This window comes from Pseudoalteromonas sp. SR43-7 (genome assembly GCF_014163785.1).
Lineage (GTDB): Bacteria > Pseudomonadota > Gammaproteobacteria > Enterobacterales > Alteromonadaceae > Pseudoalteromonas > Pseudoalteromonas distincta.
Genome location: NZ_JACJDY010000016.1, coordinates 1 through 26,455, shown reverse-complemented (window position 1 = coordinate 26,455; position 26,455 = coordinate 1). Strand labels below are relative to the sequence as shown.

Sequence of the window (26,455 nt, the reverse complement as noted above, 5' to 3'; positions counted from 1 at the left end):
TTAGGGTTTATAGGAGGTTATGCAGGAAGTGAAATACCTAAATCGCGCATTTGCGCTAGTTTATAACGTAAAGTGCGCGGGCTTATACCCAACGTTTCAGCAACGTCTTTACGCTTACCTTGGCAACGAGCAAGGGTTTCTAAAATAATGCGATGCTCTTTGTCTTTAAGCTCATCTTTATAGCTACCGGTATCTGCCGCTAGCAAACCTTGTTTAGGCTCATCCTCAGCATGCGATTTTTCATCATAATATGCAGAGCTTAACGTGCTTTTATCAACGCCTTTATCTGCGTGAGTCACTTCTGTTTGCGATACGGTTTGCGCCGGTACCAATGAAGGCTCCATAACAAAGTTATTAGATACTAAGTTTTCGATAAAAATAGCATGCTCGTTTATTGTATCGCCACTTCGCAGTATAAGCGCACGCTGTATAACGTTATCAAGCTCACGTACATTACCAGGCCACGCGTGAGCCAGTAACTTTTGCTCAGCAGCTTTATCTAAATATGCCATGGGCTCTTTGCTTTTACTTATATGGCGTTCAATTAAATGCTTAGCCAATACAATAATATCGCCAGGGCGTTGGCACAATGGTCGCCACATAAGTGGAAAAACATTAAGCCTGTAATATAAATCTTCTCTAAACTGATTATCTACCACAGCTTCTTTTAAATCACGATTACTGGTTGCCAAAATACGTACATCGAGCTGAATTGTTTTACGCCCCCCTAAACGCTCTACTTCACGTTCTTGCAGTACGCGTAAAAGTTTAGCTTGTAGCCCTAAATCCATTTCAGTAATTTCATCAAGTAAAATAGTACCGCCTTGTGCTTGCTCAAACTTACCCGGACATGCTTGAATCGCCCCCGTAAAAGCCCCTTTTTCGTAACCAAATAACGTGGCTTCGAGCATATTTTCAGGAATAGCCGCGCAGTTAATCGCTACAAATGGCTCATTACATCGGCTCGACTTATCATGAATATAACGCGCAAGTACTTCCTTACCTGAACCACTTGGACCAAGTACCATTACACTTGCATCAGAGCGTGCTACTTTACTTGCAAGCTCCAATAATTGAATACTAGTTGGATCAGCAACAACGGGGCCGTCGGTTTCTTTTGCTTTTTCAGGCAAATAACGGCTCACCATATTTAACAGCACTTCAGGTGCAAATGGTTTTGCCATGTAGTCAATTGCACCTAGGCGCATGGCCTCTACCGCATCGTCAATTGTGGCATAGGCCGTCATCATCAATACAGGTAAATCAGGGTGGTTTAATTTAATACTGCGTAGTAAATCCAGCCCACTCATTGCGCCCATTTGCACGTCGCTTACAACAAGCGAAAATTGATCTTTTTTAAGCAGTAACATTGCTTGCTCAGCACTGCTCGCTGCAACACATTCAATACCCGACATTTCAAGGGTATCTATTAAGGCTTCACGAAGCCCTGCGTCATCTTCGACAACTAAAATAGTGTTACTCATAATGACCCCTCTAATTTAGATGTTGCCTTAATAGGCAGTAACAAGCTAAAGCAGGCACCACCCTGCGTATTATTAGTCACATCAACACGGCCTTGGTGCGCACTAGCCACCGAACTCACTACAGCAAGCCCTAAACCTGTGCCCTGACTTTTTGTAGTAAAAAATGGTTCAAAAATTTTATCGCTTTGGCTTAAATCAACACCTGGGCCATTGTCACTCACACTAATACGAACCATATCTAAATCTTTTAAATCTCTTTGTGCGCTAATTTTTACTTTTGCGCCGCTGCCAATAACTTGAATACTATTGTGCACTAGATTTTGAATAGCACTGGCCAATGCCGTTTTATTACCAACTATTTGTATATCTGGCTCTGGTAAGCTTACATCCAGTTCACTTTCATTAAGTGCGACCATCGCATCAGCACCTGCTTTAACTTCGGTTAAAAGCTGCTGCATTGAAACTTGCTCAACAACTTGCTGATCGCCACTTTTAGCAAATAACAGCATGTCGTTTACTTGAGTTTCTAAATCTTTTAAACGCGACATTAACTTTGTTTGAAAATTATCACGAGATGCTTCGGGTAAGCGCTTTGATCCTAAATTAGCAGCGTACAGCATAGCGGCTGACAGCGGTGTGCGTACTTGATGCGCTAATGATGCAACCATTTTGCCCAGCGCGCTTAATCGCTGCATATGTGCAACACGTTTTTGTAAGCGGCGGGTTTCGGTTAAATCCGTCATCAAAATAAGTTGCCCAGGCTCTGGTGCTAAAGCGGTAATATCAAGCTTTATTAGACGCCCGTCCTTTAATGACACTTCATGGCCATCATCTTGATGTGGCCTAAAAGAGCGCTGAATAACATTAAACCAGCGTTCGCCTTCAAGTGGCTCGCCAAGCATATCAATCGCTATTTGATTCGCTTTTGCAATCAACCCTTTGCCATCAAGTACAACCACGCCTGCTGGCATGGTATCAACCAAATGCGAAAGCCAACTTGCTTGCTTGCGCAGATCGCTTAATTCACCAATGTACTCCTCTTGAAGTAAACATGGGTTATACTGATTTGCAGAAAAAAACTGTGGTTTTAGCACGCTAGCAAGGGCCATAATCAAATCTCGAATTGATGTAGATACATGTCTAAATGCACGATTTATACCAAAATTTATTTACATACTTATCATTAAGTTACATCAATAATTTGAGCGACATAAAAATGACGCACACAAAAAGGAATAATAATGAGTGAGCAAAAAAAGTGCCGTTGCCCGTGGCTCGACACCACTAAACCCGACTACGTTATTTACCATGATGAAGAATGGGGCGTCCCTCTTTATGATGATACAAAGCTGTTTGAATTTATCACTCTTGAATCAGCGCAAGCCGGCTTAAGCTGGTACACAATTTTAAAAAAGCGTAGCGGTTACAAAAAAGCATTTGCTAATTTTGATGTAGATAAAGTGGCACAATTCACACAAGATGACGTTGAGAGACTAATGCTTGATGAAGGGGTTGTGCGCAATCGCTTAAAAATTGCGGCAACTGTTAACAACGCAAAGTGCTTTGTAGAAATACAAAAAGAATTTGGAAGTTTTAGTAACTACCAATGGCAGTTTGTCGATAATAAACCGATTATAAGTAATTTAAATAACGCTGAGGACTACCCAGCAATTACAGAGGCATCAACAGCATTTGCTAAAGATTTAAAAAAACGGGGTTTTAAGTTTTTAGGCCCTACAACGGTTTACGCTCATATGCAGGCCTGCGGTATGGTTAACGATCACAGTAATGATTGTTTTAGAAAAGAAGAAATTATTAAGACTTTTAGTGAGTAAGTGATTTATAACCATAAAAGTGATTAGTTCACAAAGAGGTTAAGAGACGCTGCGCTTTAGAGAAGTAAAGCGTAAGTTGACTATGGTTTCTCATTTACCTTCGTTTTTCTCTTTGTGAAATAACGTTTTATTTAAGTGATTAAAAGCTTCGCTTTTCACACGAGCAAGCTCAGCGTCTACCGCCGAGGTTTAAGTTTGTGTTTATCTTGTAGACGCCAAGCTTGCTTGCGTGACGGGCAAAGCCCGTAAAGTGATTGATCACAAATGAATAATAAATAACGAAAAGTATTTCACCATTTTCGTATTTCTAATCTCTTGAAAGATTATACTTTTTCATTTTCTCAACGAGTGTTGTTCTGCGAACCCCTAATATCTCCGCAGCACGCGCTACAACGTAATCATAGCGCTCTAACGCTTGGGTTATTAAGCCTATTTCAAGTTCTGCTAAATAATCTTTAAGTTCAATACCATCATCAGGCAATAGCCCACTACCCGTTTGGCTAAACTCAGCGTCAGGCTCACTTTCGTAATCGCTAAAACCGGTGCTAAATATGTCGTTAAAGGCATCTTTTTCCATTAACTCTTCAGGGTATTCTGGCTCGTAGGCTTCAACTTCAATGTAACGATATTTGTTAGGTAAATCAGGAATATCAACCACTTTGTCAGGGAACATAATAACCATACGCTCCACCAAATTAGCAAGCTCACGAATATTACCAGGCCAAGCATGTTCTTTTAAGCTCTCAACTGCGCGCTCTGTAAACTTAGCGGTAGAACCAGTCTGGTCGTTAACACGGCGCATTAACTCTTTTAAAAGCAGCGGAATATCATCAGCTCGTTCACTCAGCGATGGGTTTTCGATAGGGAATACATTTAAACGGTAATATAAATCTTCCCTAAAACTACCCTCTTCAATCATTGTTTCAAGATTACGATGCGTGGCCGCAATAACGCGTACATCAGCTTGGATTGCCTTTGTACCACCAACACGTTCGTAGCTGCGTTCTTGCAATACTCGCAGCAACTTAACTTGCATTTGCAGTGGCATATCGCCTATTTCATCTAAAAATAGCGTCCCGCCTTGAGCTAGTTCAAAGCGCCCTTTACGAGCCGATATAGCACCAGTAAACGCGCCTTTTTCGTGGCCAAATAGTTCACTTTCGAGCAGCTCTGCCGGAATAGCACCACAGTTTACAGGTACAAACGGTCCATTAATGCGCTTTGAAAGCAGGTGTACATTACGGGCAACCACTTCTTTACCTGTGCCTGACTCGCCTAAAATTAAAACATTAGCATCGGTTTTTGCCACTTGTTCAATTAAAAAGCGAACATCTTTTACGGCCTCTGTTTCACCAACAAGTCCGTCAAAAGTTTTATGTGGTTTAGAATGCTTATGCTCATTTGGCAACATGCGCTGATACTGCTGGCAATCGTGAAGTAACTGCGTTGTCACTTCGTGATTAAATGGCTCGCAAATAAGCCCCACCACATTAGCTATACTTAATAGTGGTTTTAGCGTTTCGCCAATTAATAAAAACGGTAATGTTGGATAGCGTTTAATTAAGCTTTCGTGGTCAAGTGATTGCAACGCTCCTAAAATAATCATGCATTCTTGCTGCTGATATTTTTTGCATTCTTGTTCAAAGCAGTCTTCGCTTAATAGTTGTACAGCTTCACCAATAAAGCCAAGTGAAGCATTTAATCCTATTGCGCGGTTGTTATTATTATCTAAAATCAAGATCATATTTAGCGAGCCGTACTTTCACTAATTTGTATAATTAGTTAAATTGTAAGCCAGTTCAGCATGGATGCAAGTGATAGCGGCAGTTTTTTGACATAAACGCCAAAAAACAGGCGGGCTAGTTAAGTCAATCATACTTAATAGTTAATCATTAAGTATGGGTTATAGTTTTAACTTAGTTATTACCTAGCTATAACTTAGCTCTAAAAATTAATTTACTCGGCTATAAAAATGCTATTGTTAGTAAATAAACTCAATTATAAATTTAAGTTGAAGTTACTAATGCCGATATATAAATAAGTGAAAATGCTTGGCATTAATATTGCTTTGTTCTTGTAAAAGTATAAAAGCTTTATTAAATTTTTATGTAAGTTTTTACATCAACTTTCACATAATTTTATTGTTTTAAATTTTAGGATCATCCCATGGCTCATGTCTCAGTAAAAAAATACGGTCAAGTTCGTGCTAGCAGCATTGCCGAAATGGCCCCTTACGAACAAATAAACCTTATATTCAGTAATATTATCGGTCGCTTAGCAGCAACAAAAGGGTTTATTGAGCGCAAAGAAATACAAAAAAAAGGTGAAAACATTTCAGCCTGTGTTTTATTATTTGGTGCACTGCAAGACGCACTTAATTTAGAAGTAGAGCAAGACCCTAGTATTTCGAACAATTTATTGGCACTTTACGATTACTGCCAACGCCGTTTAACGCAAGCGAACATAAACAACGATATTGAAGCAATTGTGGAAGTATCAAGTATTGTTAAAGAAATTAAAGAAGGTTGGGATAACATCCCGCTAGATCAACGCAGCCCTGCGGTTTAATTTCAATTATGGACTCGCCAACATCTTCAGAGCAACTAATAAACAGCTCTGAGCTCATACAAACGTTGCTTAGTAAAATTGAAGTCTTAGTAAATGATGATAATGCAGATGAAGCTCAGCCTCTTTTAGACACTTTAAATGTTGAACTAAAGCAATGGTGCGAAAGCAGCGACGGCCCAAGTGCGGAGGAATTAGAATTAATTCAGCTTCGTATCAATACTATTTTAGTAAAAGCGAATGGTGCAAAAAACGAATCATCTAAAGCTATTATTAAACATAAAAAATCAGGTAAGGCGATTAAAGCTTATAAAGCAAGTCGCTAAAATCTACTCAAATAGAAAACACAAAAAAACCGTTTTAAATAACGGTTTTTTTGTGTTTTCTTAATTTAGCTATTAATTTAGTATCATACTTATCTACTAAGAGTTATCTCGTACTACGCCTGGCATATTCTCTAATTGAGCTTGAACATAACTGCTGGTGTTATTGAGGCTCGCGACAAGTAAATCCATCGCATTATACTGAGCGTATAATCGAGAGGATAGTGATTCCATTTTACTAGCAAGGCTCACGCGCTGATCATCTATGTCATCGAGTTGATTTGTTTTACTATCAATTCGGTTTTGAATAATACCATCGGAATCTGTATAAAAGCTCATTAGCTCATCAAAAGACTGCGCAAAACCATCATCGTCATCACCTACAAAAAACTGCTGCACTAAATTTACATCTGCATCTATTTGCTCATCGAGTGTTTCTGTATTTAGCGTTAAAACACCGTAGCGATCTGTTTCGACACCTAATTGCGAAAGTGATAACGAATTACCATCGCCTAAATCAACTGATTCCGTTATTTCACTTCGAAGCTTTGACATAACACCACGAAGTAATGAGTCACCAGCCATTACTCCAACACCGCCTTCACCTGATGCACCTAAATTATTGCTCAGCTCTAACAATTCATTGTAACTAGCAATAAACCCATTTAAACCTGTTTTAATATTAGTGTTGTTTTCGGTAACCGATATATCACTTAAGTCGTCGTCAGTGGCATGCAACTTTTTAGCAGTAATATCCACGCCATCAATCACGTTACTAAATTCATTAGTATTGCTTGATACTGTCAACGTGCCATCAATCGTTATTTGTGCATTTTGTGCAGCATTTACTTCAGTCAGGTTAGTTGTATGATTAGCAGGGTCTGCGTCTGATACATCATAAGCCAATCGAGATAACCCGCCTGTATCAGTATTATTACCGTCATCGTCTTGTACGGTAATTGTTATTGCGTTGTCTTCGCCAGTTTCTTTACTTGTAAGTACTAAATGCTGACCGGTATCACTGGTTATTATAGTCGCAACAACAGAATCATTACTATCACTGCCAGTAAAAGGGCCGTTATTAATTTGGTCTCGTAAATCTTCTAACGTATTTGTAGCCGATAAAACAGTAGAGAAACTATTTGCACCAGAGCCAATTGTAATTACGCCAGCACCAATTGCCTCGTCAGCGGCAAATGCAGGGGAAGATAACTTATGAGCCTGTGCTAATGCGTCTACTTTTACATTGTAGCTGCCTGGCTGAGCATCTTTATCTGAGCTAATAGATATAAAATCATCATTGCCAGATGCAGTTCGCTTTTGGTAGTTATCACTATCGCCCAATGCTTCCATTGAGGTTTGTACTTTTTCAAGTGCAGATTTTAATGCCCCAACAGCTGAAATATCCGTAGTTAATTTACTTTCAGTAGTATTTAAGCGAGATTCAGCAGGTGCTTGTTCAGCATTAACGAGTGCATCAACAATATCCGAAACTGCTAACCCAGAACCTAACCCTGTAAACGAAATAGCCATGCTTCACCTCTTGAATACTTAAAAATAAACTAACTTAAAATAGCAATATTAATCACTTACTAAACTGTTTGGTCGATCAAAATACCGGCAGATTCAGACAGTTTAGAAACTAGGCTTAATACTTCCTCAGAAGGATATTGTTTAATTACTTCGCCGCTGTTTTTATCGAGCACTTTAATGACATCACGTCCTGAATCTTCATCCACTTTAAATTGCAAGCTTCGGTTCATTTCACCCATAAAATCCTGCAATTGTTGCGCCATTTGTTCTAGCTGTTCGCGCTCTAAGGGCTGATCTTTTTCATCTTGATTATTATTTTTGTACTGTTTTTGTTGTAACTTTTGTTGATTGAGCACTTCCGTTTGCTTTACATCATCAACCGCTCGCTCAGTCAAAGAGTGAGCAGCTTGCCCTGTTTGCTTATCATCACCAGCAATGGGAGTCGGTAATGTTGTAATTTCTGCGTTTGAAGTAATTGTATTCATAACAGATTCCTATTTGTACTTAATTAAACCAACAATAGCTTAGTTTATATTCTTAAACCACAAAAGGAGGTAGCTAAAGCCACCTCCTTTTTTAAAATACTAATACTGACTTTATGTATTAGTTAGCTAACCATTAAGCTATTACCTTTAACTTATTAACCTAGTAAGCTAAGTGCTGTTTGTGGCAACTGGTTCGCTTGCGATAAAATTGACGTACCTGCTTGTTGCAAGATTTGGTTTTTCGTCATTTCAGCTGTTTCAGTTGCAAAGTCGGTGTCTTGAATACGGCTTCGTGATGCAGATACGTTTTCCGAAATGTTAGAAAGGTTACTAATAGTGTGGTCAAAACGATTCTGTAACGCACCCAAATCAGCTCTTTGACTATCTATTGCAGCAATAGCGCCATCAATAGCTGCCAATGCATCTTGAGCCCCTTGTTGAGTGCCTATTTTAACATCACTTATCGCAGAAAGTGAAGATGAACCGCCAGTAGCAGCTAGATTCAAAATATCATCAACGTTAGTACCTGTTAATACAAAATCCTCTCCTGATGTCAACTTCAATTCAGAAGTAACACTTTGAACACCTGCAGCAGTACCACCACCAAGTTGAGCTGTACCCGTAGCAAATGCGGCTAGTTCAGCACCATCTACATTTTTAGCTGTAAATGTAAGTGACGAAGTACTATCTACTGTTGCCTCAATACCTACCTTATTCATTTCTTCTGCTAGCTTGTCAATATCACCATTAAAAGCCGCTAAGTCAAAATCGTTGTCGCCTATACTCAACACACCACCCGATGATGTATCAAATGAGGTCAAAGTAGTTGTTACAGATGCCTCTGCTTCAATGCCCCACCCTGCGGAATTTATTTGTTCAGCTGTTGTCGTTGTAGTAGCTGCTGCTCCAACAGTTAAAGTGTTTGAAAAACCTACTGCCTGTAACGTTCCGGCAGCAACATTTGCTGTAAGGCTAGCAGCTAAAGTAGAGTCAGCCGCGACACCATAACCAGCAGAAGCACCTTTAACTTCGTTAGAACCTATAGAGTCAGCACCTACATTACCAAGAGTCATTGATATAGTCTCATTAGCATTAGAACCAATTTGAAACTTCTTAGTTCCAAAATCGCCGTCTAAAAGCTGTTGACCACCGAATGATGTTGTGTCCGCGATTCGTGTAAGTTCTGTTTGTAATGCAGATACTTCTTTTTGAAGAGCTGAACGATCTGAATCTGAGTTTGAACCATTCGCTGATTGCAATGCTAATTCACGCATACGTTGTAAAATACTAGTCGACTCTTGCATAGCACCTTCAGCAGTCTGTGCCATTGAAATACCGTCGTTAGCATTACGTTGCGCTACAGCCAAACCATTTACTTGTGATGTTAAACGGTTTGAAATTTGCAGACCTGCCGCATCATCTTTTGCGCTGTTAATACGCATGCCTGATGATAAACGTTCCATTGATGTTGCAAGGTCTGAACCTGATTGAGACAAGTTACGTTGAGCATTTAATGAAGATACATTTGTGTTTACTGAAATCATAATAAAACTCCTGATTACTTTCGTAATGTTGCTATTTTAATTTAACCAAGAGCTGTCACAAATGTATGCTCAGCTCCGTACTGATTAAGTTAACGGCAGGAGATAAGTTATCTTTAGAAGTATTTTAGAAATAAATTATTTTATTTACTTAAAAAAGCTAACCGACTGTTTTAAAAGATTAGTTATTTTAAATGAGTTTAAAATACAGTTTGAATATTATGCTTTTAGTTGATTTAAATAACCTAAAAACAAAAAACGCACTTAATTTGAAGTGCGTTTATAAAGCCTGTTATTAGTTATACTAATAATTAACCACCTAATAAGCTAATTGCAGCCTGTGGTATCTGATTTGCTTGAGACAAGATTGTTGTACCAGCTTGTTGTAGGATTTGATTTTTTGTCATTTGTGCTGTTTCGGTTGCGAAATCAGTATCTTGAATTCGACTTCTGGAAGAAGATACATTTTCAGCAACGTTAGCCAAGTTACTTATTGTGTGGCCAAATCGATTCTGAATAGCACCTAAATCCGCCCTCTGACTGTCAATAAAGTTAATTGCCCCGTCAATGGCTGCTATTGCGTCTTGAGCACCTGACTGCGTACCAATTTTAACATCGCTTACCGCAGTAAGGGTAGATGACCCACCTGTAGCTGCTAGGTTTAAAATATCATCAACATTAGTGCCAGTTAGTACAAAGTCCTCTCCAGATGTTAACCTTAATTGAGAAGTAACACTTTGAACACCTGCTGCAGTACCAGTACCAAGTACGGCGGTACCCGTAGCAAATGCAGCAAGCTCAGCTCCATCCACATCTTTTGCAGTAAATGTAAGTTGAGAACTACTATCGACAATTGCTTCAATACCAACTTTATTCATTGCTTCCGCTAACTTATCAATATCACCGTTAAATGCAGCTAAATCAAAGTCGTTATCGCCTATAGTTAATACACCGCCCGAAGCAGTATCAAAAGCTGACAGCGTAGTTGTGACAGATGCTTCAGCTTCAACACTCCAACCAGAAGAGTTGATTTGTTCAGCTGTTGTGGTTGGAGTTGATGCTGCACCAATAGTTAAGGTATTCGAAAAGCCTACAGCCTTAAGGGTCCCCCCAGCAACATTTGTTCCAAGGCTAGCAGCTAAAGTAGAGTTTGCTGATACACCATAACCGACTGATGCACCTTTAACTTCGTTAGAACCTATCGAGTCAGCTCCAACATTACCTAGAGTCATTGAAATAGTTTCATTAGCATTAGCACCAACTTGGAATTTTTTCGTGCCATAAGACCCATCAAGTAGCTGTTGACCGCCAAATGAAGTTGTATCTGCTATACGTGTCAACTCAGTTTGTAATGCAGTTACTTCTTTTTGTAGGGCAGCTCTATCGGAATCAGAATTAGAGCCATTGGCAGACTGCAGTGCTAACTCACGCATACGCTGTAAAATACTCGTTGACTCTTGCATAGCACCTTCAGCTGTTTGAGCCATTGAAATACCATCATTAGCATTTCGTTGAGCAACGGCTAGGCCATTTATTTGCGATGTTAATCTGTTTGAAATTTGTAGACCTGCGGCATCATCTTTTGCGCTATTGATACGCATACCTGATGATAAACGCTCCATCGAAGTAGCTAAGCCTTCACCTGATTTATTAAGGTTACGTTGTGCGTTCAGTGACGACACATTAGTATTTACTGTTAATGCCATTTTACCATCTCCTAGGTTTAAACAGAGTGTGGTTCAACACGATTTAACAGGAACCACTGTTCGATAATTTCTTATAATAAGAAAAGCATTTACTGTGCCAACTTTAATTTATTTTTAAGATGCTGTTTTTATTGATAAATATGACGCTTATTAAATTATAAATAAATAGTGAAGTGGTTTAGAAGGGAGTGACATTTTTTTGCCGCGGTTTGTAGCCAATTTTTGCCGCAAAGTATTGCCGCTTTAAAGTAGGTAAAGCGGCAAGGTATTTCTGCTTATAAGTAATCGAATAATGAAAGGTTAGTTAAACGGCCAAAAGTTGCTTGCGATGCTTGCAGTGCCGTTTCTTGCTTAGTCAGTTCGCTAATAGCTTCTGCCATATCAACTTCAACTAAGTTAGAGCGATTACTTTTATTTTGAATATCGAGTGCTAAGTTTGAATCACTTACTCTTTCAAGCGCGTTCATACGCCCGCCTAAACTTGCTTGGGTAAACACGACTTGCTCACTGGCGTTTTGTAATTGCACTAAGCCATCAGCAAGTACTTGCTGAAAGTCATCACCTTCAAGTGTGCCATCGTTAAGGCCGGTAATAAGTGCTTGCAACGTATTAAGTACGTTTTCTTTGCCTGGTTTTTCAAGGCTAAAATCGAGTTGACCTGGTGCTGTGCCTTCAAATTCAATTTTCATACCTGCAAAATCGATAGGCTCATCAGTAACTTCACCTGTTACTGCAGGGGTTAGTGCTGCGCCGTCTCGGTATATTTCGTAGGTTTGTGGGTCTGTTGCTGTAGCACCAGGGCTTACTAATACACTATATGTATTTGCAGTTGCTGGAGCTGTTGGGTCTGCGTTGTAATTTGCTTGATGAAACTTATCAAACTCAGCTTGGCCGTCAACATATACACTTGCCGCTGTAATAGAGCCTGAAACACTTGCCGTGTTAGATTCTACATTTAATCGCGCGTTAGTTTTTTCAAACGTATCAAAGCCGTTATCACTCGCCTTAATTGATACACCTTCAGCTATAGTTATTTGGTGCTGGCCTTGGTCGCCATTATAGGTGTACTCACCCGCTGCAGAATCAAACTGATATGGCTGCGTGCTGTCTTGATATCCTGAAAATATGAATTTTCCGTCTTCTGATCGGGTGTTCATTAAGTTAACTAGCGTTTGTTGAATGCCACTAAGTTCTGATGCAAACGTCTTTAAATCGTCCTTAGTATAAACACCATTACCAGCCTGAATAGTGAGCTCTTGCGCTTGTTGAATATTACTATTTATGCTTTGTAATACGCTTTCTTCTGTTTCTAGGCGGCCATTTAGCTGATCGATATTTTTAGTGTATTGCTCATTCGTTTGTATTTTATTTGAATACAGCATAGCTTGCGAAATAGCAGCTGGCGCTTCTGAGGTGGTCAAATACTTTTCACCTGTTGTTACTCGCTCTTGAGCATTTGCAACACCTTGTTGGTTGTCGAGTATTTTATTTATGTTGTTTTGGTACATTAAATTATTTGATAAACGCATAATTACCTCGCCGCATTTAATAAGGTGTCAAAAATTTCTTGAGCTGCTGCTAAAACTTGTGCTGATGCTGAATATGATTGTTGAAAACGCAGTAAATTTGCGGCCTCTTCATCAAGATTTACTCCAGATAACGACTCGTACCATGCCTCAGATTGCTGTGCTAGAGCGTCAAATGCAGCGCCACTTGTGATTGCTTGACCAGTTACAACACCTACATCACTCACTAATCCTGAATAAGCTTGGTTGAACGTTTTATGGTTGTCGGCCGTTGCTGTTGTTTCTACATTTAAACGGACTAACTCACCATTTTGTAAATCAGCTAATTTTAAACCATTACGGTTATCGTCAAAGCCGCCTTCATTAAACTCAAGTGTAAAGGTATCGCCTGTTGCTGGTGTACCTTCTATATCAAAATCGAATCCGTAAGTATCGAATGGGGCACCCGCTTGCGATAACATTCCTTTTGCAGGAGGCGTAATAGTAAAAGTATTCGTTCCGCTATTATCAGTAATTTGATATTCGTTAGCATTACCTGTTTTAACAAGCGTTATTTCACCGTTTGTTAAGCTTGGTGTTGAAGTAAATCCACCGGAGGTAACACTTGTTACTTCTCCCGCTGAAATAGTAGCGGTACCTATATTATTTAAATCGTTAGCAGTACGGATTGGCGATGCTAGTGCTAAATCTTCTGCGCGCCCTGTTGCAAGTGTAATACTTGAAGCAGCATCTGAATTAAGCTTTATTTGAAATTGATCACCCTCAACACCAGCCCCAGATACATTTACTTGAAGACCAAATGATTCTCCGGTAGTAGTCGATGAATCAATAACACCTGTCGATATATCAGCAAGTGAAGGCTGACCTAACGGGTCGCCTTTGTTATCTATAGGCTGAATACTTACTTCGTTGGGATTAGCTGTATAAGTAATAATAAAGTCACTGGCAGGAAGTTCACTGCCCTTACCTGGCTCTACCGTTGCAGTCATACCGGCAGTACCTGTGTTAGCTTGATACGCATAAGCGCCAACGGTAGGAATATTAAAAATATTACCCCCTAGCTGACCTGTTGCATCCATACCGAGTTTGTTTTGTTCGTTAAATGCATCGGCTATCGCTAAGCCCATTTGGCCAATTTGGTTTTGCGCAGGGACTAATATGTCATCTCTAAAAGCAAGTAAACCGCCAATTTTGCCTTTAAGCTTACTTACATCAACTTCAAGCGGCACAGCTTTGCCACCATTAACGTCAAGCGTGAATTCTTTAAAATTAGGATCAGGATCCCCTGTCATCGAAAATAAGTTAAATGCGCCATTTTGCATAACAACTGCTTCGCCTGTGCCCATAAAAACGAGTTTTTCGCCATTTGGACCATCAAGCGTTTCAATGTCTATTAGCTCTGATAAGTCGCGTATTGCTTTATCGCGTTCGTTATAGGTAGAGCTGGCATCTGCGGCGTTATTAGTGCCATTAACGGCTGCAATATTTTGATTTAGCGTGCTAATACTCTGAATGAGTGAGTTTGCTTCATCTGAAAATATTTCGAGCTGCTCATTGACTATACTTTTTTGATCAAGCACGATGCCCGAAAGCCTATCCATTTGATCAATTAAGCTTTGCGCATCTGTCATTACTAATGAGCGAGCAACAGTAGATGAGGGCTGATTTAGCGCTTCTTGCACGTTATTAAATAAAGAGTTAATACCAGTCGAAAGATTATTCGACTCTTCAGAAAAAATAGTATCAACTCGATTAGCCTCAGTAATAAACTGATCGAAAAACGATTTATTAGAGGTATCACGATTTAGCTGTGACTGAGCAAACTCGTTTAGTAATCGGTATGTTTCGCCTCGCCCTACTTGGTTGTCAACCATAGTAGTAAACTCTGTACGCTCACGCACATAGCCTTCGGTATTTACATTGGCGATATTCTTACTTGTCGTTTGCAGTAGCTCCGAGCTTGCTCTAACCCCAGAACTGGCAATATTTAATAAATTAAACGACATGTTACTCTACTCCTTGGCGGATCACGTTTGCCGCAATGTCTTTTAGCTGACTGCTATTGAGCACTTGTTTTATTTTGTTGGCATAATTTGGATCGGTTGCATAACCTGCTTTTTGTAATGAATCTAAAAAGTCGTTTGGTTTAGCTGTATTTTGTAATGCTTCTTTGTAGCGTGGGTTTTGCGTTAAAAAATCAACGAAGTCGTTCACGCTGTCTTTAATTGAATCGTAGGCTCTAAAGCTGGCTTGTTTTTTAACGGGTGTACCTTGCTCAAACTCAAGCGTTATTTTGCTTGCTTTATCGCCTTCCCAGCTTTTATCTGACTTAATATTAAATAAGTTATTTGAACTGCCACCGTCACTTTTATTAATAATGTGCTTACCCCAACCGGTTTCAAGTGCCGCTTGTGCAACCATTACCGCAGGATTTAAACCAATTTTTTGCGCTGCAGTTTTAGCGTGTTCCCACACTGAACTTACAAACTCTTCTGCATTTTTAAATGTTGGGCTATCAGCTTTAGACTCTGCAGTATCGACTTTAGGCTCAGCAATATCGGCTTTAGTACTCTTAACGATAAGATCGGGTTGCTTATTTTTTTGCTCATGAGGAAGAGCGGAACCGACTTGCGTATCGCTAAAAATATCGTTGGTTGTTCTAAGCACCGAGCCTGGCATAAAGTTTTTAGACTCAGGCGATAACTGCTGAACTATTAAATCGGCAAGGCCTAACGAGCCATTTGATGAAAGCTCTGTTGAAAGTTGCTGATCGTGCATTTCTTCAAAAAACTTTACGCCACTTGAATTAAATGGGCTGTCTTTGTCTTCAAATGCTTCGTTAGCTTTGCGCATTCCTTTGAGCAACATTTGCGTAAAAATAGCTTCAAATTGTGCGGCCGCTTTTTTGAGCGCAGCTTTAGAGGCATCAGTTGATGCATCGCCACTCGTTAAGGCTTCTTTACGAAGTGAATCTAAGTTGCCTAAATCAAAAAAGTTTTGTTTATCGAGGTGATTAGTTTCCATCGGCTTTTTGACACAAAATGAATAATGCAGTTAAAAATGCAAAAATTGAGCCACTACCGATAAAACGAGGAAGATAAAAATAATAAACTTAAGTTGCTGTAAATAAAAAGCCCTAATTTCAAAAATATAGGGCTTAAGTAATACGTTATTTATTGGCTTGGGTTATTTAAATAACAACTAACTGTCCGTTAATTGCGCCGGCTTCTTTTAGTGCTTCTAAAATAGCCATTAAGTCACCAGGCGCTGCGCCAACTTCGTTAATTGCGCGAACTAAATCGTCAAGGCTTACACCAGGGTTAAATACAAAGGCGCGCGAGTCATCTTGGTTTACATCAATAATACTTTGCTGCGTGACAACTGTATCACCGTTTGCTAGCGGATTTGGTTGTGACACGTTTTGTTGTTCTGCAATTGTTACTGTTAAGCCACCATGAGTTATAGCCGCAGGCTGAAGCTTAACGTTCTTGCCAATAACAATTGTACCAGTGCGCGAGTTAACTATAATTTTAGCGGCCATGTCAGCGGGTTTAAATTCTAAGTTTTCGAGTGTTGATAAGTACGATACACGCTGGGATGCATCGCGCGGTGCTATAACACGAATAGAAACAGAATCAATTGCTTGTGCGCTATTTGGGCCAACTAAGTCATTAATTGTTTTTTCTAGGCGTTTCGCCGTTGTAAAGTCTGGGCGGTTTAAATTAAAAGTAATGTAATCGCCTTGCATAAATGGGCTTTCTACTGTGCGTTCAACTGTAGCGCCATTTGGTATACGGCCAACTGTAGGGGTGTTAATTACAACTCTACTGCCATCAAGGCCTTGTGCGCCTAAGCCACCGACAATTAAACTACCTTGTGCAATTGCATACACGTTACCATCTACACCTTTTAAAAAAGTTTGTAGTAAAGTACCTCCACGTAAGCTGCCAGCACTACCAATAGAAGAAACCGTAATATCTATTGTTTGCCCGGGCTTTCTAAATGCAGGTAATTCTGCATGTACAGCAACAGCGGCAACATTTTTAATTTTAGGACTTTGAGTTGAAGGTAGCGTAATACCAAAGCTGTTCAACATGCCTCTAAAACTTTGTTGTGTGTATGAGTTTTGCTCGCCGGTGCCCGGTAAACCAACCACTAAGCCATAACCGACTAATTGGTTAGAGCGTACGCCTTCAACCATAGACACATCTTTTATGCGCTCAGCATTGGCAGTAAACTGCCAACCTAATAACACAACTAAACATAAAGCTTTAAGGCTATTCATGTTGTTACCCTCTAAAATGGAAACAGCGAACTGCTAAAGAAACGTGTAAGCCAACCAGGACTTTGCGCCTCTTGCGTTTGCCCTTTACCTGAGTATTGAATACGTGCATTAGCAATGCGGTTTGATTCAACCGTATTATCGGCGCTTACGTCTTGAGGGCGTACTAGCCCTTCTAAACGAATAAACTCTTCGCCGGTATTAAGCGTTAGCCACTTTTCGCCGCGTATAACTAAATTACCGTTAGGTAAAACACGCATAACATTTACCGAAATATCGCCTACTAAGCTGTTTGACTGGTTTGATTTTGAATCGCCCGTAAACGACGAATCACTACCAATACCAAACTGAATACTATCGCCACCTATATTTACAGGTAGACCACCTAATCCAATAACGGGATCTAAGCTTGCGTCAGTTTCTTTGTCTGTTTCTGTTTTAGCGGCTTTTGTTGCTTGAGTAGACTCTTGCAATTTAACCGTAATTATATCGCCAGTACGTAGCGCTTTTTTATCAGAATATAAGTCGTTTGATGTATGAGTATTAAACAATGAACCTGTGGCTACCAGCGGCTCTAAAATAGGCTCGGGGTACATAGGTGCGTAGTAAGGGTCGTCCTGCACTACCTCACTATTTTGCGTAGACATACAGCCACTTAAAAATAATGTGCCCGCTGCAAATAAAATAATATTACGCATAATTCCCCCTATTCTATTAAAGCTGTTGATTGATATAACTCATCATTTCGTCAACGGCCGAAATTACTTTTGAGTTCATTTCGTAAATACGCTGAGTTTCTATTAGATTTACCAGCTCTTCAGTCACATTTACGTTAGATGTTTCGAGTGAGCCTTGAATAATGCTACCTAACCCTTCAACACCAGGATTACCTTGTACAGGCGCACCACTTACAGCCGTTTCGGTATAAAGGTTTTGACCAATTGGCTCAAGACCCGATGGATTAATAAAGTCACTAATAGTCAGCTGACCAATGACAACGTTATCGGCTTGGCCTGCAACACGTACAGATACTTCGCCGTCTTGCGAAACCGTAATTGATTGCGCGTCATCTGGTACATTCATTTCTGGCTGAATCACATAACCTGCGCCCGATGTCACAATTCGTCCATCGCCATCAGTAGTAAACTGACCATTGCGCGAGTAAGCAATATTGCCATCTGGTTGCAGTACTTCAAAAAAACCTTCGCCAGAAATCATCCAATCTAGTGAGTTTTCGGTGGTCAACATGTTGCCTTGCGTAAACTCTTTTTGGTTAGCTACAACTTTAGCACCCGCACCTAACATTAAGCCCGACGGCATTTCGGTATCTTGCGATGAACGACCACCCGGTTGATTAATATTTTGATAAAGTAAATCTTCAAATATAGCGCGGCTTTTTTTGTAACCTACGGTACTCGCATTCGCTAAATTATTTGAGATAACCGATATATCGGTTTGTTGAGCGTCTAGCCCCGTTTTACTGATCCACAATGCTGGATTCATAATCGTGTCCTCACTTTAAAGTTAAACTATGCGTAATAACTGATCTTGACGCTCGTCAATTTCTTCAGCTGTTTTCATTAATTTCACTTGTAATTCAAATTGGCGCTGGTGGCTTATCATGTCGACCATTTCGTGAACCGGATTCACATTCGACATTTCAAGCGAACCACTTAAAACTTTTACATTGGCAGAGGTATCTACTGTTACATTTGCTTTTGGTCTAAATAAACCGTCGTTACCTTTTTCGAGCTGTGAGCTATTTGCTTCTACCACTCTAAGCGTGTCGATTTCTTCTAAAAAGTTAGCAGGAGCGCCTTGCGGTCGAACTTGAATAGCGCCATCTTGGCTAAACCCTATTTTTTCGACTGGAACGGGTAAAATAACAGGTCCCCCTTCGCCAATAACTTGACGACCGTGGCTGGTTACGAGCATGCCTTGAGCAGTAATGTTTAACGTACCCACTTTTGTGTAAGCTTCATTACCGGAGGCATCTTGCACAGCAAGCCATGCGTTATCGCTCATTGCGATATCTAAGTCTCGCCCGGTTTGAACAATGCCACCCGATACCATATTTGAACCCGGACGCTCTTGCATTGAAAATACACGTGTAGGCAAACCTTCGCCAAACGCTTGCATAGAACGTGCTTGCGCAAAGTCAGCTTTAAAACCTGTTGTATTTGCATTCGCCAAATTATTGGCTTTAAGCGCAAGCCCTTGTAGGCTTTGCTTAGCGCCAGAGGCCGCAATGTAGACCATTTTGTCCATAGTATCGACTCACATAAAAAATCTCTGAACTTATAAATGCAAAATAGGTGCCAGATTAAATTTGACGCAACATTGAGAGGTATTTAGAAGGGCTTACAAAGAGGACTTATAAAAAAGGCTGCAAAAATGCAGCCTAATATATTTAATGGGGTTTAGCTTATCGAATCTGCAAAATACTTTGCTGAATAGTTGAGTTAACTTCAAGCGCACGTGAGTTTGCTTGGTAATTACGCTGTGCAGTAATTAAGTCTACAAGCTCGTTTGTAAGGTTAGTATTTGATTGCTCAAGCGCTGATGAGTTAATTCCACCAAACGTACCCGAACCGGCTTCACCCGCTACAGGTTCACCTGAATCAATACTTTGCTTCCAGCTTGTATCACCCACTTGTGATAATCCTTGTGAATTTGGGAAACGTACCATAGCCACTTGGCCTAGGAATGTTGAGTCACCATTACTGTAAGAAGCGACAATTTTACCGTCTGTTCCTATATCAATTCCGGCTAAACGGCCTACTGTTGAGCCATCTTGATCGAGTGCTTTTACTTCAAAACCACTTGAATACTGAGTTGGGATACGTCCAGCTGTGTTATTTTCATCGCGCCAGTTAAGCTCAATACCAGTACCAGGGAAAGTTGCACCATTGTCTAGTAATGTTGATAAACCAGTACCAGAACCCGCTGGTAGTAGTATTTCATCAAAAGTAGTTGTATTTGTATTTGCCACACCACCTGTTGTTGATGGTAAACCACTTGAGTTAAAACCAAGGGTGGTAAGTGGTGTATAAGGCGCGGTTTGTTCTCCACCAGTTGTGGCATCAACTACTTTGCCATCGAGTGTTGCGTATACTTCCCAACTGTTATCTGTACCACCTGCTGCGGCATCATCTTCTTTAGCAAAAAAGTACTGTAAAATATGTGGTTCACCTAGTGAATCATATACCGTTGTTGACGTAGATGAGTTATAAGTACCACTAGATGTTGGGTCAAAAGCAATACCCGGAGCATCTGCTGTTGCATCTAAGTTAAACGACAAAAATACATTTTCTGTTGCGCGAGGTGAACCAGACGAATCAGGGATTTGAATTGGGTTTGTTGTGCTCAAACTTACCGACGTTGTATCACCTGTAGATGAATCAACAGGGAATGCTTGTAAAAAGTTACCTTTTGCGTCAACCATAAAGTTATCTTGGTTAAGCTTAAATGCACCTGCACGTGTATATGTTAAATCTTGCGAAGATAAATCGTCTGTCATCGCAAAATAACCTTCACCAGTGATTGCTAAATCAAGTGAGTTATTTGTAAATTGTAGTGAGCCTTGATGAAACTGCTGCGCAACCATGGTTGTTTGCACACCGTCACCATTTTTAGTCTTACCAGAGCTAAATACTGACGATGCGTAAACATCGGCAAACTCAGCGCGTGACTCTTTAAAACCTGTAGTATTAACGTTTGCAATGTTATTTGCAGTTACGTCTAAATCTTTTTGTGCGGCAGCTAAGCCAGTTAATGCAATATTGAAGCTCATAATTCACCTCTAACCTGTTAATATTTAGCCTGCTGACAGGCGAAGTATAATTAAAATTTATTACGCGATTTCTGCGACGTCTGTCAGCCTAACCGCACCTTCTTTAGTGTTAATAATAATGCCACTTGAGCCATTAATATTAACGCTTTCAATGTTCTTGAACGTAGCAATGGGTAAGCTTGAAAATTCACCATCAGTACTTCCTTCGGCGGTTACTGAGTATTCACCTTCAGGTAAACGCTCACCAGCTTCATTTTTGCCATCCCACGCAAAACGTACCGCACCTGCTGGCTGAGAGCCCATATCAATAGTTCTTACTAGCTGACCTGATGCATCAGTAACTTTAATTTTTAAGTTATCAACGGCTTCTTCTGCCACTGCAGAGCCTCTGGCATCACCTGTTTCATTTAAATCCAGGGTGTTTGACTCTAGTAAAGCTTGTTTGCCTACAAGTGTAGATGCTTGCAGTGCTGAATTAGATGTCATTGAAGAGGCTAAAGATTCAAAATTAGTATTTAAATCTGTAATCCCTTGCGCCATCGTAAAGCTAGTCATTTGAGCAATCATTTGGTCATTATCCGCAGGGTTACTGGGATCCTGATACGATAATTGCTGAGTTAACAAAGAGAAAAAGTCTTCTTGTGTTAACGCATCACTCTCATTATCACTGGTAGCAACTTGTTGCTCTTGCCAGCGTATAGAGTCTAAATAGGATGAAGATGTACTAATATCGTTACTCATAACCTACCCTCGGTTACCGCTGCCCTAGCAACAGTGTTTTACTTAGCATTTGCTTAGCTGCATCAGCAACTTGCACGTTTGTTTGGTAAGAACGAGAGGCAGAAATCATATTTGCCATCTCCTCTACAACATTAACGTTGGGTTTATAGATATAGCCATTTTCATCCGCACTTGGATGGTTTGGGTTATATTCAATTTGTAATGGTGCATCGCTTTCAACAATGCCCAAAACTTTAACACCAACTGCGGAGCCCTGCTGGTTACTTACTGATGCTGAAGCCTTTGTTAGCTCAGCCGCAAATACAGGTTGGCGCGCTCGGTACGTTTTGTCTTGAGATGAACTAATGGTATTAGCATTAGAAATATTACTAGCTGTAGTATTTAAGCGAACGTTTTGTGCGCTCATACCCGAACCTGCAATATCGAAAACATTATATAAACTCATAATTTTTATCCTTGACTACCGAGAGCTTTATTCAGGCCTTTAAATTTGCCGCTTAAAAATTGCAAGCTGGCCTGATACTCCATAGCATTCTGTGTATACAAGTTTCGTTCCACTTGTATATCAACCGAGTTACCATCACCTGTATCTGATTGATTTGGCAAACGAAATGATTCTGAATTGCCCATACTATGAGTACCTCCACCAATGTGTTTATCATTAGTTCTTACCATAGTATTGCCGCTTTGCTGGGTTGACCTTGCCGCTTTTAATGCAGAGGCAAAATCAATATCTTTTGCTTTATAGCCAGGCGTATCAGCGTTAGCTATATTAGTTGCAATTAATTCTGCTCGCTGTGAACGGATCAACATGGCTTGCGGATGCACACCTAATGCTTTATCAAAACTGATAGCCATAACCTTCTCCAAAAAATTGACTTACCCATTAATAAAGCAAAAAATAAGCCATTAATATTAGGGCTTGCTATATTTTTATAAGGCTATGTATCTAAAAAGAAAAACGACGCTAGGTGCGTCGTTTTAGGGAAGGGAGTTAGCTTAATTACTTCTTTTGGTAAATAATACCAGGGTTGCACCTAACCATATCAAACTCAGTACTTAGGCCAGTTAGGGACTCTGACGCGCCTAAAAATAGGTAACCGTTTGGATTTAACGCTTGTGCAAACTGGTTAATAATTTTAGCTTTTATTTCAGGCGCAAAGTAAATTAGTACATTTCGGCAAAAAATAATATCAAATTTACCCATTAACGCGTAAGAATCAAGCAGATTTAAATGCCTAAAACTAACTTGTTTTTTTATTGTATCGTTTACTTGTGCCATACCGTTGCCGCTGTCTTTAAAAAACTTTTTACGACGCTCTGCAGATAACCCTCTGGCAAGTGCCAGCGCGTCATACTCTGCATTTTTACACATATCAAGCATGGTATTAGATATGTCGGTACCAATAATTTGTGCCCCCATACGAAGCACACCTGGTTGCTTAGCACTAAATTCAGCAACCGACATAGCTATTGAATAAGGTTCTTGGCCTGACGAACTGGCAGCAGACCAAATTTTTAAAGGTCTTCTTAAATCTTTAAATTCAGGGAAAAGCTTGTTTTGGAGCAACTCAAATGGGTATTGATCTCTAAACCACAAAGTTTCGTTGGTGGTCATTGCATCAACAACAGCGGCTCTTAATTGCCGCTCGTGAGGCCCGAGAGTTTTACTAACCAATTCCGATAAAGATCCCACATTAAATCGAGTCATTAACGGAGCAAGTCGGCTTTTAACTAAATACTGTTTATTTTCACCTAAAACAATGCCGCATTGCTGCTCTAAAAACGAACGAAACTGGTCGTATTCACTTTGCTGCAAATCTTTATTATTCAAGTTAGTAGCACCTATTTTTGTTAATCACAATGAACCCACTTTTTAACCGCTGTTGCTAATTCATCTGGGTTAAATTTAGCAATAAAGTCATCTGCCCCTACTTTTTCAATCATCGCTTGGTTAAAAACACCACTCAAAGAGGTATGCAAAATAACATGCAAAGGTGCAAGTTTGGGATCTGCTTTTATTTCAGCTGTTAAGGTATAGCCGTCCATTTCTGGCATTTCAACGTCAGAGATAAGTAACGCTACTCGCTCAGTAATATCGTTTTTACAATCAAGCTCTGCTATTTCTTTTAATCTAATTAAAGCTTCCTTACCATTTTTGGCAAGCTCTGTTTGCACGCCTAACGGCTCTAGGGCACGTTTAACTTGATTACGCGCAACAGCAGAGTCATCTGCAATAAATACGATACGTTCGCCTAAATCTCTTTGAATATCGCCACTTTGTGCAACTTCAGCACTTACTTCTGTGTTTACTGGGCAAATTTCGTTGAGAATTTTTTCTACATCGAGAATCTCGACTAATTCATTTTCGATTTCGGTCACTGCTGTTAAATATGAATAACGTCCGGCGCCTGATGGCGGTGGCATTATTTTTTCCCAATTCATATTTACAATACGTTCAACTCCGCCCACTAAAAACCCTTGCACAGAGCGATTGTATTCAGCAATGATTATAAAGCTGTCTTTAATGTTGTCGATTGGGCGCCCACCTACAGCCATTGATAAATCAATAACCGAAATGGTTTGACCACGAATGTGTGCAACACCGCGAATATACGGATTAGATTTTGGCATGCTTGTTAGTGGAGGGCATTGCAGCACTTCTCTCACTTTAAATACATTAATACCAAAACGCTGACGCCCTCTGAGCTTAAATAAAAGTAATTCTAGGCGGTTCTGCCCAACCAACTGTGTGCGTTGGTTTACTGAGTCTAAAATGCCTGCCATTCAAATCTCCTAAAGAAAACAAATAATACGGAACGATAATTGCTTTCTATTTATAAAGCTACATAACATCGCGGGTGCGTCTACTTTTTGACGCAAAATATTTATACCCTGTTTGAAACCATAAGCATAGTCGAAACATTATGAGTTTGTTAAAAAAAATCAGAAGATACAGTGTTTTTTATTTTGTTACTAGCTTGTGCTTTGTATTCCCTTTGCAAGCTAAAGTGTTTAGTAAAGATTTATTACAAGACATGGCCGTTGCTTACATAGCTAAGCAAATTGGTACATTACAAAATACTAATACTCAATTAAGTGCTCTGCCTTTAGACAGTCGCATTCCTGATCGTGTCTGTAATACAGAGCTTGAATTATCAACATCCGATGAGCCACCATTTAACCGCCAAGTAACCTTACAAGCCAAGTGCAATGATGCTCAAACGTGGGCTCAATACGTTCATGTAAGAGTTGTTGAAATGGCCCCAGTTGTTGTTGCCACTGCTAATTTAACCCGCGGTGAAGTAATAACTAAATCGCATTTAAGTATTGAAATGAAACCAACTCACTTTGTACGAATACAGTACTTAGATGATCCCACAATGCTAATAGGTAGTAGAAGTAAACGAAATATTAGAAGTGGTATGCCAGTATTACTAAACCAAATTTGCATGGTGTGTAAAGGTGACTCTGTTAATATTTACGCAAACCTGAGGGGTCTTAGAATTAAAACCACAGGTATTGCTTTAGAAGACGGTACTTTGGGCGAACAGATACAAATAAAAAACAAAAAATCAGGTAAAGTTTTAAATGCGCGAGTAGATGGTGTAGAGTCTGTTCAGGTGAATATTTAATTTAGATTTATACTAAAGTATCCTACGTATATGCCGATAACATGGCATAAGTTGGGTAATATACGGGTTTATTATTATGGTTAATCAAGTTAATGGCAGTAATCAACAAGCTAATGCGTTAACAAATGCAAAGCAGCAACAAGTTGATTTAAAAAAAGATAACGCAAATACACAAGCTGCTCAGGCCCCTTCGCCTAAAGCTGCAAGTGATTCTGTAAGTTTAACGCCGCAAGCGCAGCAATTAAAAACGCTTCAAGATAAAGCACAGCAATCGCCTGGCTTTGACAGCGATAAAGTTGCTGAGCTAAAAAAAGCAATAACTGAAGGTAAATACCAAGTGGACAGTGAAAAGCTTGCTAAAAACTTAGCTGATTTTGAGTTTAACGTGTATGGCTGATCATAATAGTTTAATTAGCGTAAAGCTAAACCAACAAGTAAGTTGTTTAGACTCTTTACACACGCTATTAAACGATGAGCTTACTGCTATTGCCTCACGACGAGGTGCTGGTTTAAAAGAAATTGCCCAACAAAAAATGTCTTTTTTAACTAAGCTAAGCACTCTAGATAAAGAGCTAAGTAAGTTAATTGCCAGTAACGATACACAAAATCCTGAAATATCTGAGCTAATAAGCCAAGTTAAAACTCAACTTGCACAATGCCAAAAACAAAATAATGTTAATGCTCATGCTGCCCGTCAAGCGCAACTTAGTGTTAAACAATTAAAAGAGATATTAATTGGCGCACCAACGTCAATGACCTACGACCAAGCCGGTAAATCTGTAAATACCGAGAGTAAACTGGTTCGTAATCTAAAAGCGTAAGCCCAAAATTTTACATTAAAAAAGCCTTATTGATTTATCAATAAGGCTTTTTTAATGTCCTTGTCTCGTCCTGAAATGTGTTTACACATTTAGGATTTATTATGACCAAGTCAAATAATACACCGCTCAAACGAACACAACGAGATTATTCATTAGGCTTTAAATTACAAGTTGTTCACGCTGTA

The 26,455-nt window shown here is 39.7% G+C and carries 26 protein-coding genes; 6 read left to right on the top strand and 20 right to left on the bottom strand.

Annotated features, from left to right (window positions below; translation table 11 throughout):
* Positions 1-17: 17 nt before the first annotated feature.
* Both H5087_RS12960 and H5087_RS12955 read right to left on the bottom strand, forming a co-directional pair.
* Complete coding sequence (locus H5087_RS12960; protein ID WP_182672303.1) at positions 18-1,484, bottom strand: sigma-54 dependent transcriptional regulator; 1,467 nt, start codon at positions 1,482-1,484, stop codon at positions 18-20.
* Positions 1,481-2,593 carry a PAS domain-containing sensor histidine kinase gene (locus tag H5087_RS12955; RefSeq protein WP_002959347.1) on the bottom strand — a complete coding sequence of 371 codons (1,113 nt, stop codon included), beginning with the start codon at positions 2,591-2,593 and terminating at the stop codon, positions 1,481-1,483. Before H5087_RS12955 ends, H5087_RS12960 begins: the two co-directional genes overlap by 4 nt.
* A gap of 132 nt (positions 2,594-2,725) precedes the next feature.
* Here H5087_RS12955 and H5087_RS12950 point away from each other — a divergent pair, with 132 nt between their 5' ends.
* A complete protein-coding gene (locus H5087_RS12950) occupies positions 2,726-3,319 on the top strand; it encodes a DNA-3-methyladenine glycosylase I (protein WP_182672302.1) in 594 nt (197 codons plus the stop codon).
* A 307-nt stretch (positions 3,320-3,626) separates the two neighbouring features.
* Here H5087_RS12950 and H5087_RS12945 read toward each other — a convergent pair whose 3' ends face one another.
* Positions 3,627-5,063 (bottom strand): sigma-54-dependent Fis family transcriptional regulator, encoded by a 1,437-nt coding sequence (locus tag H5087_RS12945; protein ID WP_182672301.1) that lies wholly within the window; start codon positions 5,061-5,063, stop codon positions 3,627-3,629.
* 422 nt (positions 5,064-5,485) lie between these two features.
* On the opposite strand from H5087_RS12945, the gene fliS reads away from it, so the two are divergent.
* Both fliS and H5087_RS12935 read left to right on the top strand, forming a co-directional pair.
* Complete coding sequence (gene fliS / locus H5087_RS12940; protein ID WP_024592736.1) at positions 5,486-5,887, top strand: flagellar export chaperone FliS; 402 nt, start codon at positions 5,486-5,488, stop codon at positions 5,885-5,887.
* Between the two features lie 8 nt (positions 5,888-5,895).
* On the top strand, positions 5,896-6,210 hold the full coding sequence (locus tag H5087_RS12935) for a hypothetical protein (protein ID WP_182672300.1): 315 nt from the start codon (positions 5,896-5,898) through the stop codon (positions 6,208-6,210).
* A gap of 96 nt (positions 6,211-6,306) precedes the next feature.
* Here H5087_RS12935 and fliD read toward each other — a convergent pair whose 3' ends face one another.
* The 17 genes from fliD to H5087_RS12850 all read right to left on the bottom strand — a co-directional run bounded on the left by fliD (position 6,307) and on the right by H5087_RS12850 (position 24,601).
* Positions 6,307-7,740: a flagellar filament capping protein FliD gene (gene fliD, locus H5087_RS12930; protein ID WP_182672299.1), complete on the bottom strand. Its 1,434-nt coding sequence runs from the start codon at positions 7,738-7,740 to the stop codon at positions 6,307-6,309.
* 59 nt (positions 7,741-7,799) lie between these two features.
* Positions 7,800-8,225, bottom strand: coding sequence for a flagellar protein FlaG (locus H5087_RS12925; protein WP_182672298.1), 426 nt, complete (start codon positions 8,223-8,225; stop codon positions 7,800-7,802).
* A 155-nt stretch (positions 8,226-8,380) separates the two neighbouring features.
* A complete protein-coding gene (locus tag H5087_RS12920) occupies positions 8,381-9,772 on the bottom strand; it encodes a flagellin (protein ID WP_182672338.1) in 1,392 nt (463 codons plus the stop codon).
* Positions 9,773-10,077: 305 nt separating this feature from the next.
* A complete protein-coding gene (locus tag H5087_RS12915) occupies positions 10,078-11,472 on the bottom strand; it encodes a flagellin (RefSeq protein ID WP_182672297.1) in 1,395 nt (464 codons plus the stop codon).
* Between the two features lie 275 nt (positions 11,473-11,747).
* Complete coding sequence (flgL, locus tag H5087_RS12910; RefSeq protein ID WP_182672296.1) at positions 11,748-13,001, bottom strand: flagellar hook-associated protein FlgL; 1,254 nt, start codon at positions 12,999-13,001, stop codon at positions 11,748-11,750.
* 2 nt (positions 13,002-13,003) lie between these two features.
* On the bottom strand, positions 13,004-15,004 hold the full coding sequence (gene flgK / locus H5087_RS12905) for a flagellar hook-associated protein FlgK (protein ID WP_182672295.1): 2,001 nt from the start codon (positions 15,002-15,004) through the stop codon (positions 13,004-13,006).
* A 1-nt stretch (position 15,005) separates the two neighbouring features.
* Positions 15,006-16,022, bottom strand: a complete 1,017-nt coding sequence (gene flgJ, locus H5087_RS12900) for a flagellar assembly peptidoglycan hydrolase FlgJ (protein ID WP_182672294.1) — start codon at positions 16,020-16,022, stop codon at positions 15,006-15,008.
* A gap of 166 nt (positions 16,023-16,188) precedes the next feature.
* Positions 16,189-17,283 carry a flagellar basal body P-ring protein FlgI gene (locus H5087_RS12895; protein ID WP_182672293.1) on the bottom strand — a complete coding sequence of 365 codons (1,095 nt, stop codon included), beginning with the start codon at positions 17,281-17,283 and terminating at the stop codon, positions 16,189-16,191.
* 11 nt (positions 17,284-17,294) lie between these two features.
* Positions 17,295-17,978, bottom strand: coding sequence for a flagellar basal body L-ring protein FlgH (flgH, locus tag H5087_RS12890; RefSeq protein WP_002959418.1), 684 nt, complete (start codon positions 17,976-17,978; stop codon positions 17,295-17,297).
* 16 nt (positions 17,979-17,994) lie between these two features.
* Positions 17,995-18,783 carry a flagellar basal-body rod protein FlgG gene (flgG, locus tag H5087_RS12885; protein WP_002959420.1) on the bottom strand — a complete coding sequence of 263 codons (789 nt, stop codon included), beginning with the start codon at positions 18,781-18,783 and terminating at the stop codon, positions 17,995-17,997.
* 21 nt (positions 18,784-18,804) lie between these two features.
* On the bottom strand, positions 18,805-19,548 hold the full coding sequence (locus tag H5087_RS12880; RefSeq protein WP_024589964.1) for a flagellar basal body rod protein FlgF: 744 nt from the start codon (positions 19,546-19,548) through the stop codon (positions 18,805-18,807).
* Between the two features lie 157 nt (positions 19,549-19,705).
* Positions 19,706-21,073 (bottom strand): flagellar hook protein FlgE, encoded by a 1,368-nt coding sequence (flgE, locus tag H5087_RS12875; protein WP_182672292.1) that lies wholly within the window; start codon positions 21,071-21,073, stop codon positions 19,706-19,708.
* A gap of 60 nt (positions 21,074-21,133) precedes the next feature.
* Positions 21,134-21,814 (bottom strand): flagellar hook assembly protein FlgD, encoded by a 681-nt coding sequence (locus H5087_RS12870; RefSeq protein ID WP_002959427.1) that lies wholly within the window; start codon positions 21,812-21,814, stop codon positions 21,134-21,136.
* A gap of 13 nt (positions 21,815-21,827) precedes the next feature.
* Complete coding sequence (gene flgC, locus H5087_RS12865; protein WP_002959429.1) at positions 21,828-22,259, bottom strand: flagellar basal body rod protein FlgC; 432 nt, start codon at positions 22,257-22,259, stop codon at positions 21,828-21,830.
* A 5-nt stretch (positions 22,260-22,264) separates the two neighbouring features.
* A complete protein-coding gene (gene flgB, locus H5087_RS12860; protein ID WP_182672291.1) occupies positions 22,265-22,672 on the bottom strand; it encodes a flagellar basal body rod protein FlgB in 408 nt (135 codons plus the stop codon).
* Between the two features lie 145 nt (positions 22,673-22,817).
* Entirely contained in the window at positions 22,818-23,648 is an 831-nt protein-coding gene (locus H5087_RS12855; protein WP_039484688.1) for a protein-glutamate O-methyltransferase CheR, read from the bottom strand.
* A 20-nt stretch (positions 23,649-23,668) separates the two neighbouring features.
* Complete coding sequence (locus H5087_RS12850) at positions 23,669-24,601, bottom strand: chemotaxis protein CheV (RefSeq protein WP_002959434.1); 933 nt, start codon at positions 24,599-24,601, stop codon at positions 23,669-23,671.
* A gap of 140 nt (positions 24,602-24,741) precedes the next feature.
* Between H5087_RS12850 and flgA the strand changes: the two genes are divergently transcribed.
* The 3 genes from flgA (at position 24,742) to flgN (ending at position 26,270) form a co-directional block, all read left to right on the top strand.
* Positions 24,742-25,449 carry a flagellar basal body P-ring formation chaperone FlgA gene (gene flgA / locus H5087_RS12845; protein ID WP_007581857.1) on the top strand — a complete coding sequence of 236 codons (708 nt, stop codon included), beginning with the start codon at positions 24,742-24,744 and terminating at the stop codon, positions 25,447-25,449.
* Between the two features lie 76 nt (positions 25,450-25,525).
* Positions 25,526-25,846, top strand: coding sequence for a flagellar biosynthesis anti-sigma factor FlgM (gene flgM / locus H5087_RS12840; RefSeq protein WP_002959436.1), 321 nt, complete (start codon positions 25,526-25,528; stop codon positions 25,844-25,846).
* Entirely contained in the window at positions 25,839-26,270 is a 432-nt protein-coding gene (gene flgN, locus H5087_RS12835; RefSeq protein ID WP_182672290.1) for a flagellar protein FlgN, read from the top strand. The genes flgM and flgN overlap by 8 nt, the downstream gene beginning before the upstream one ends.
* Positions 26,271-26,455: the final 185 nt, after the last annotated feature.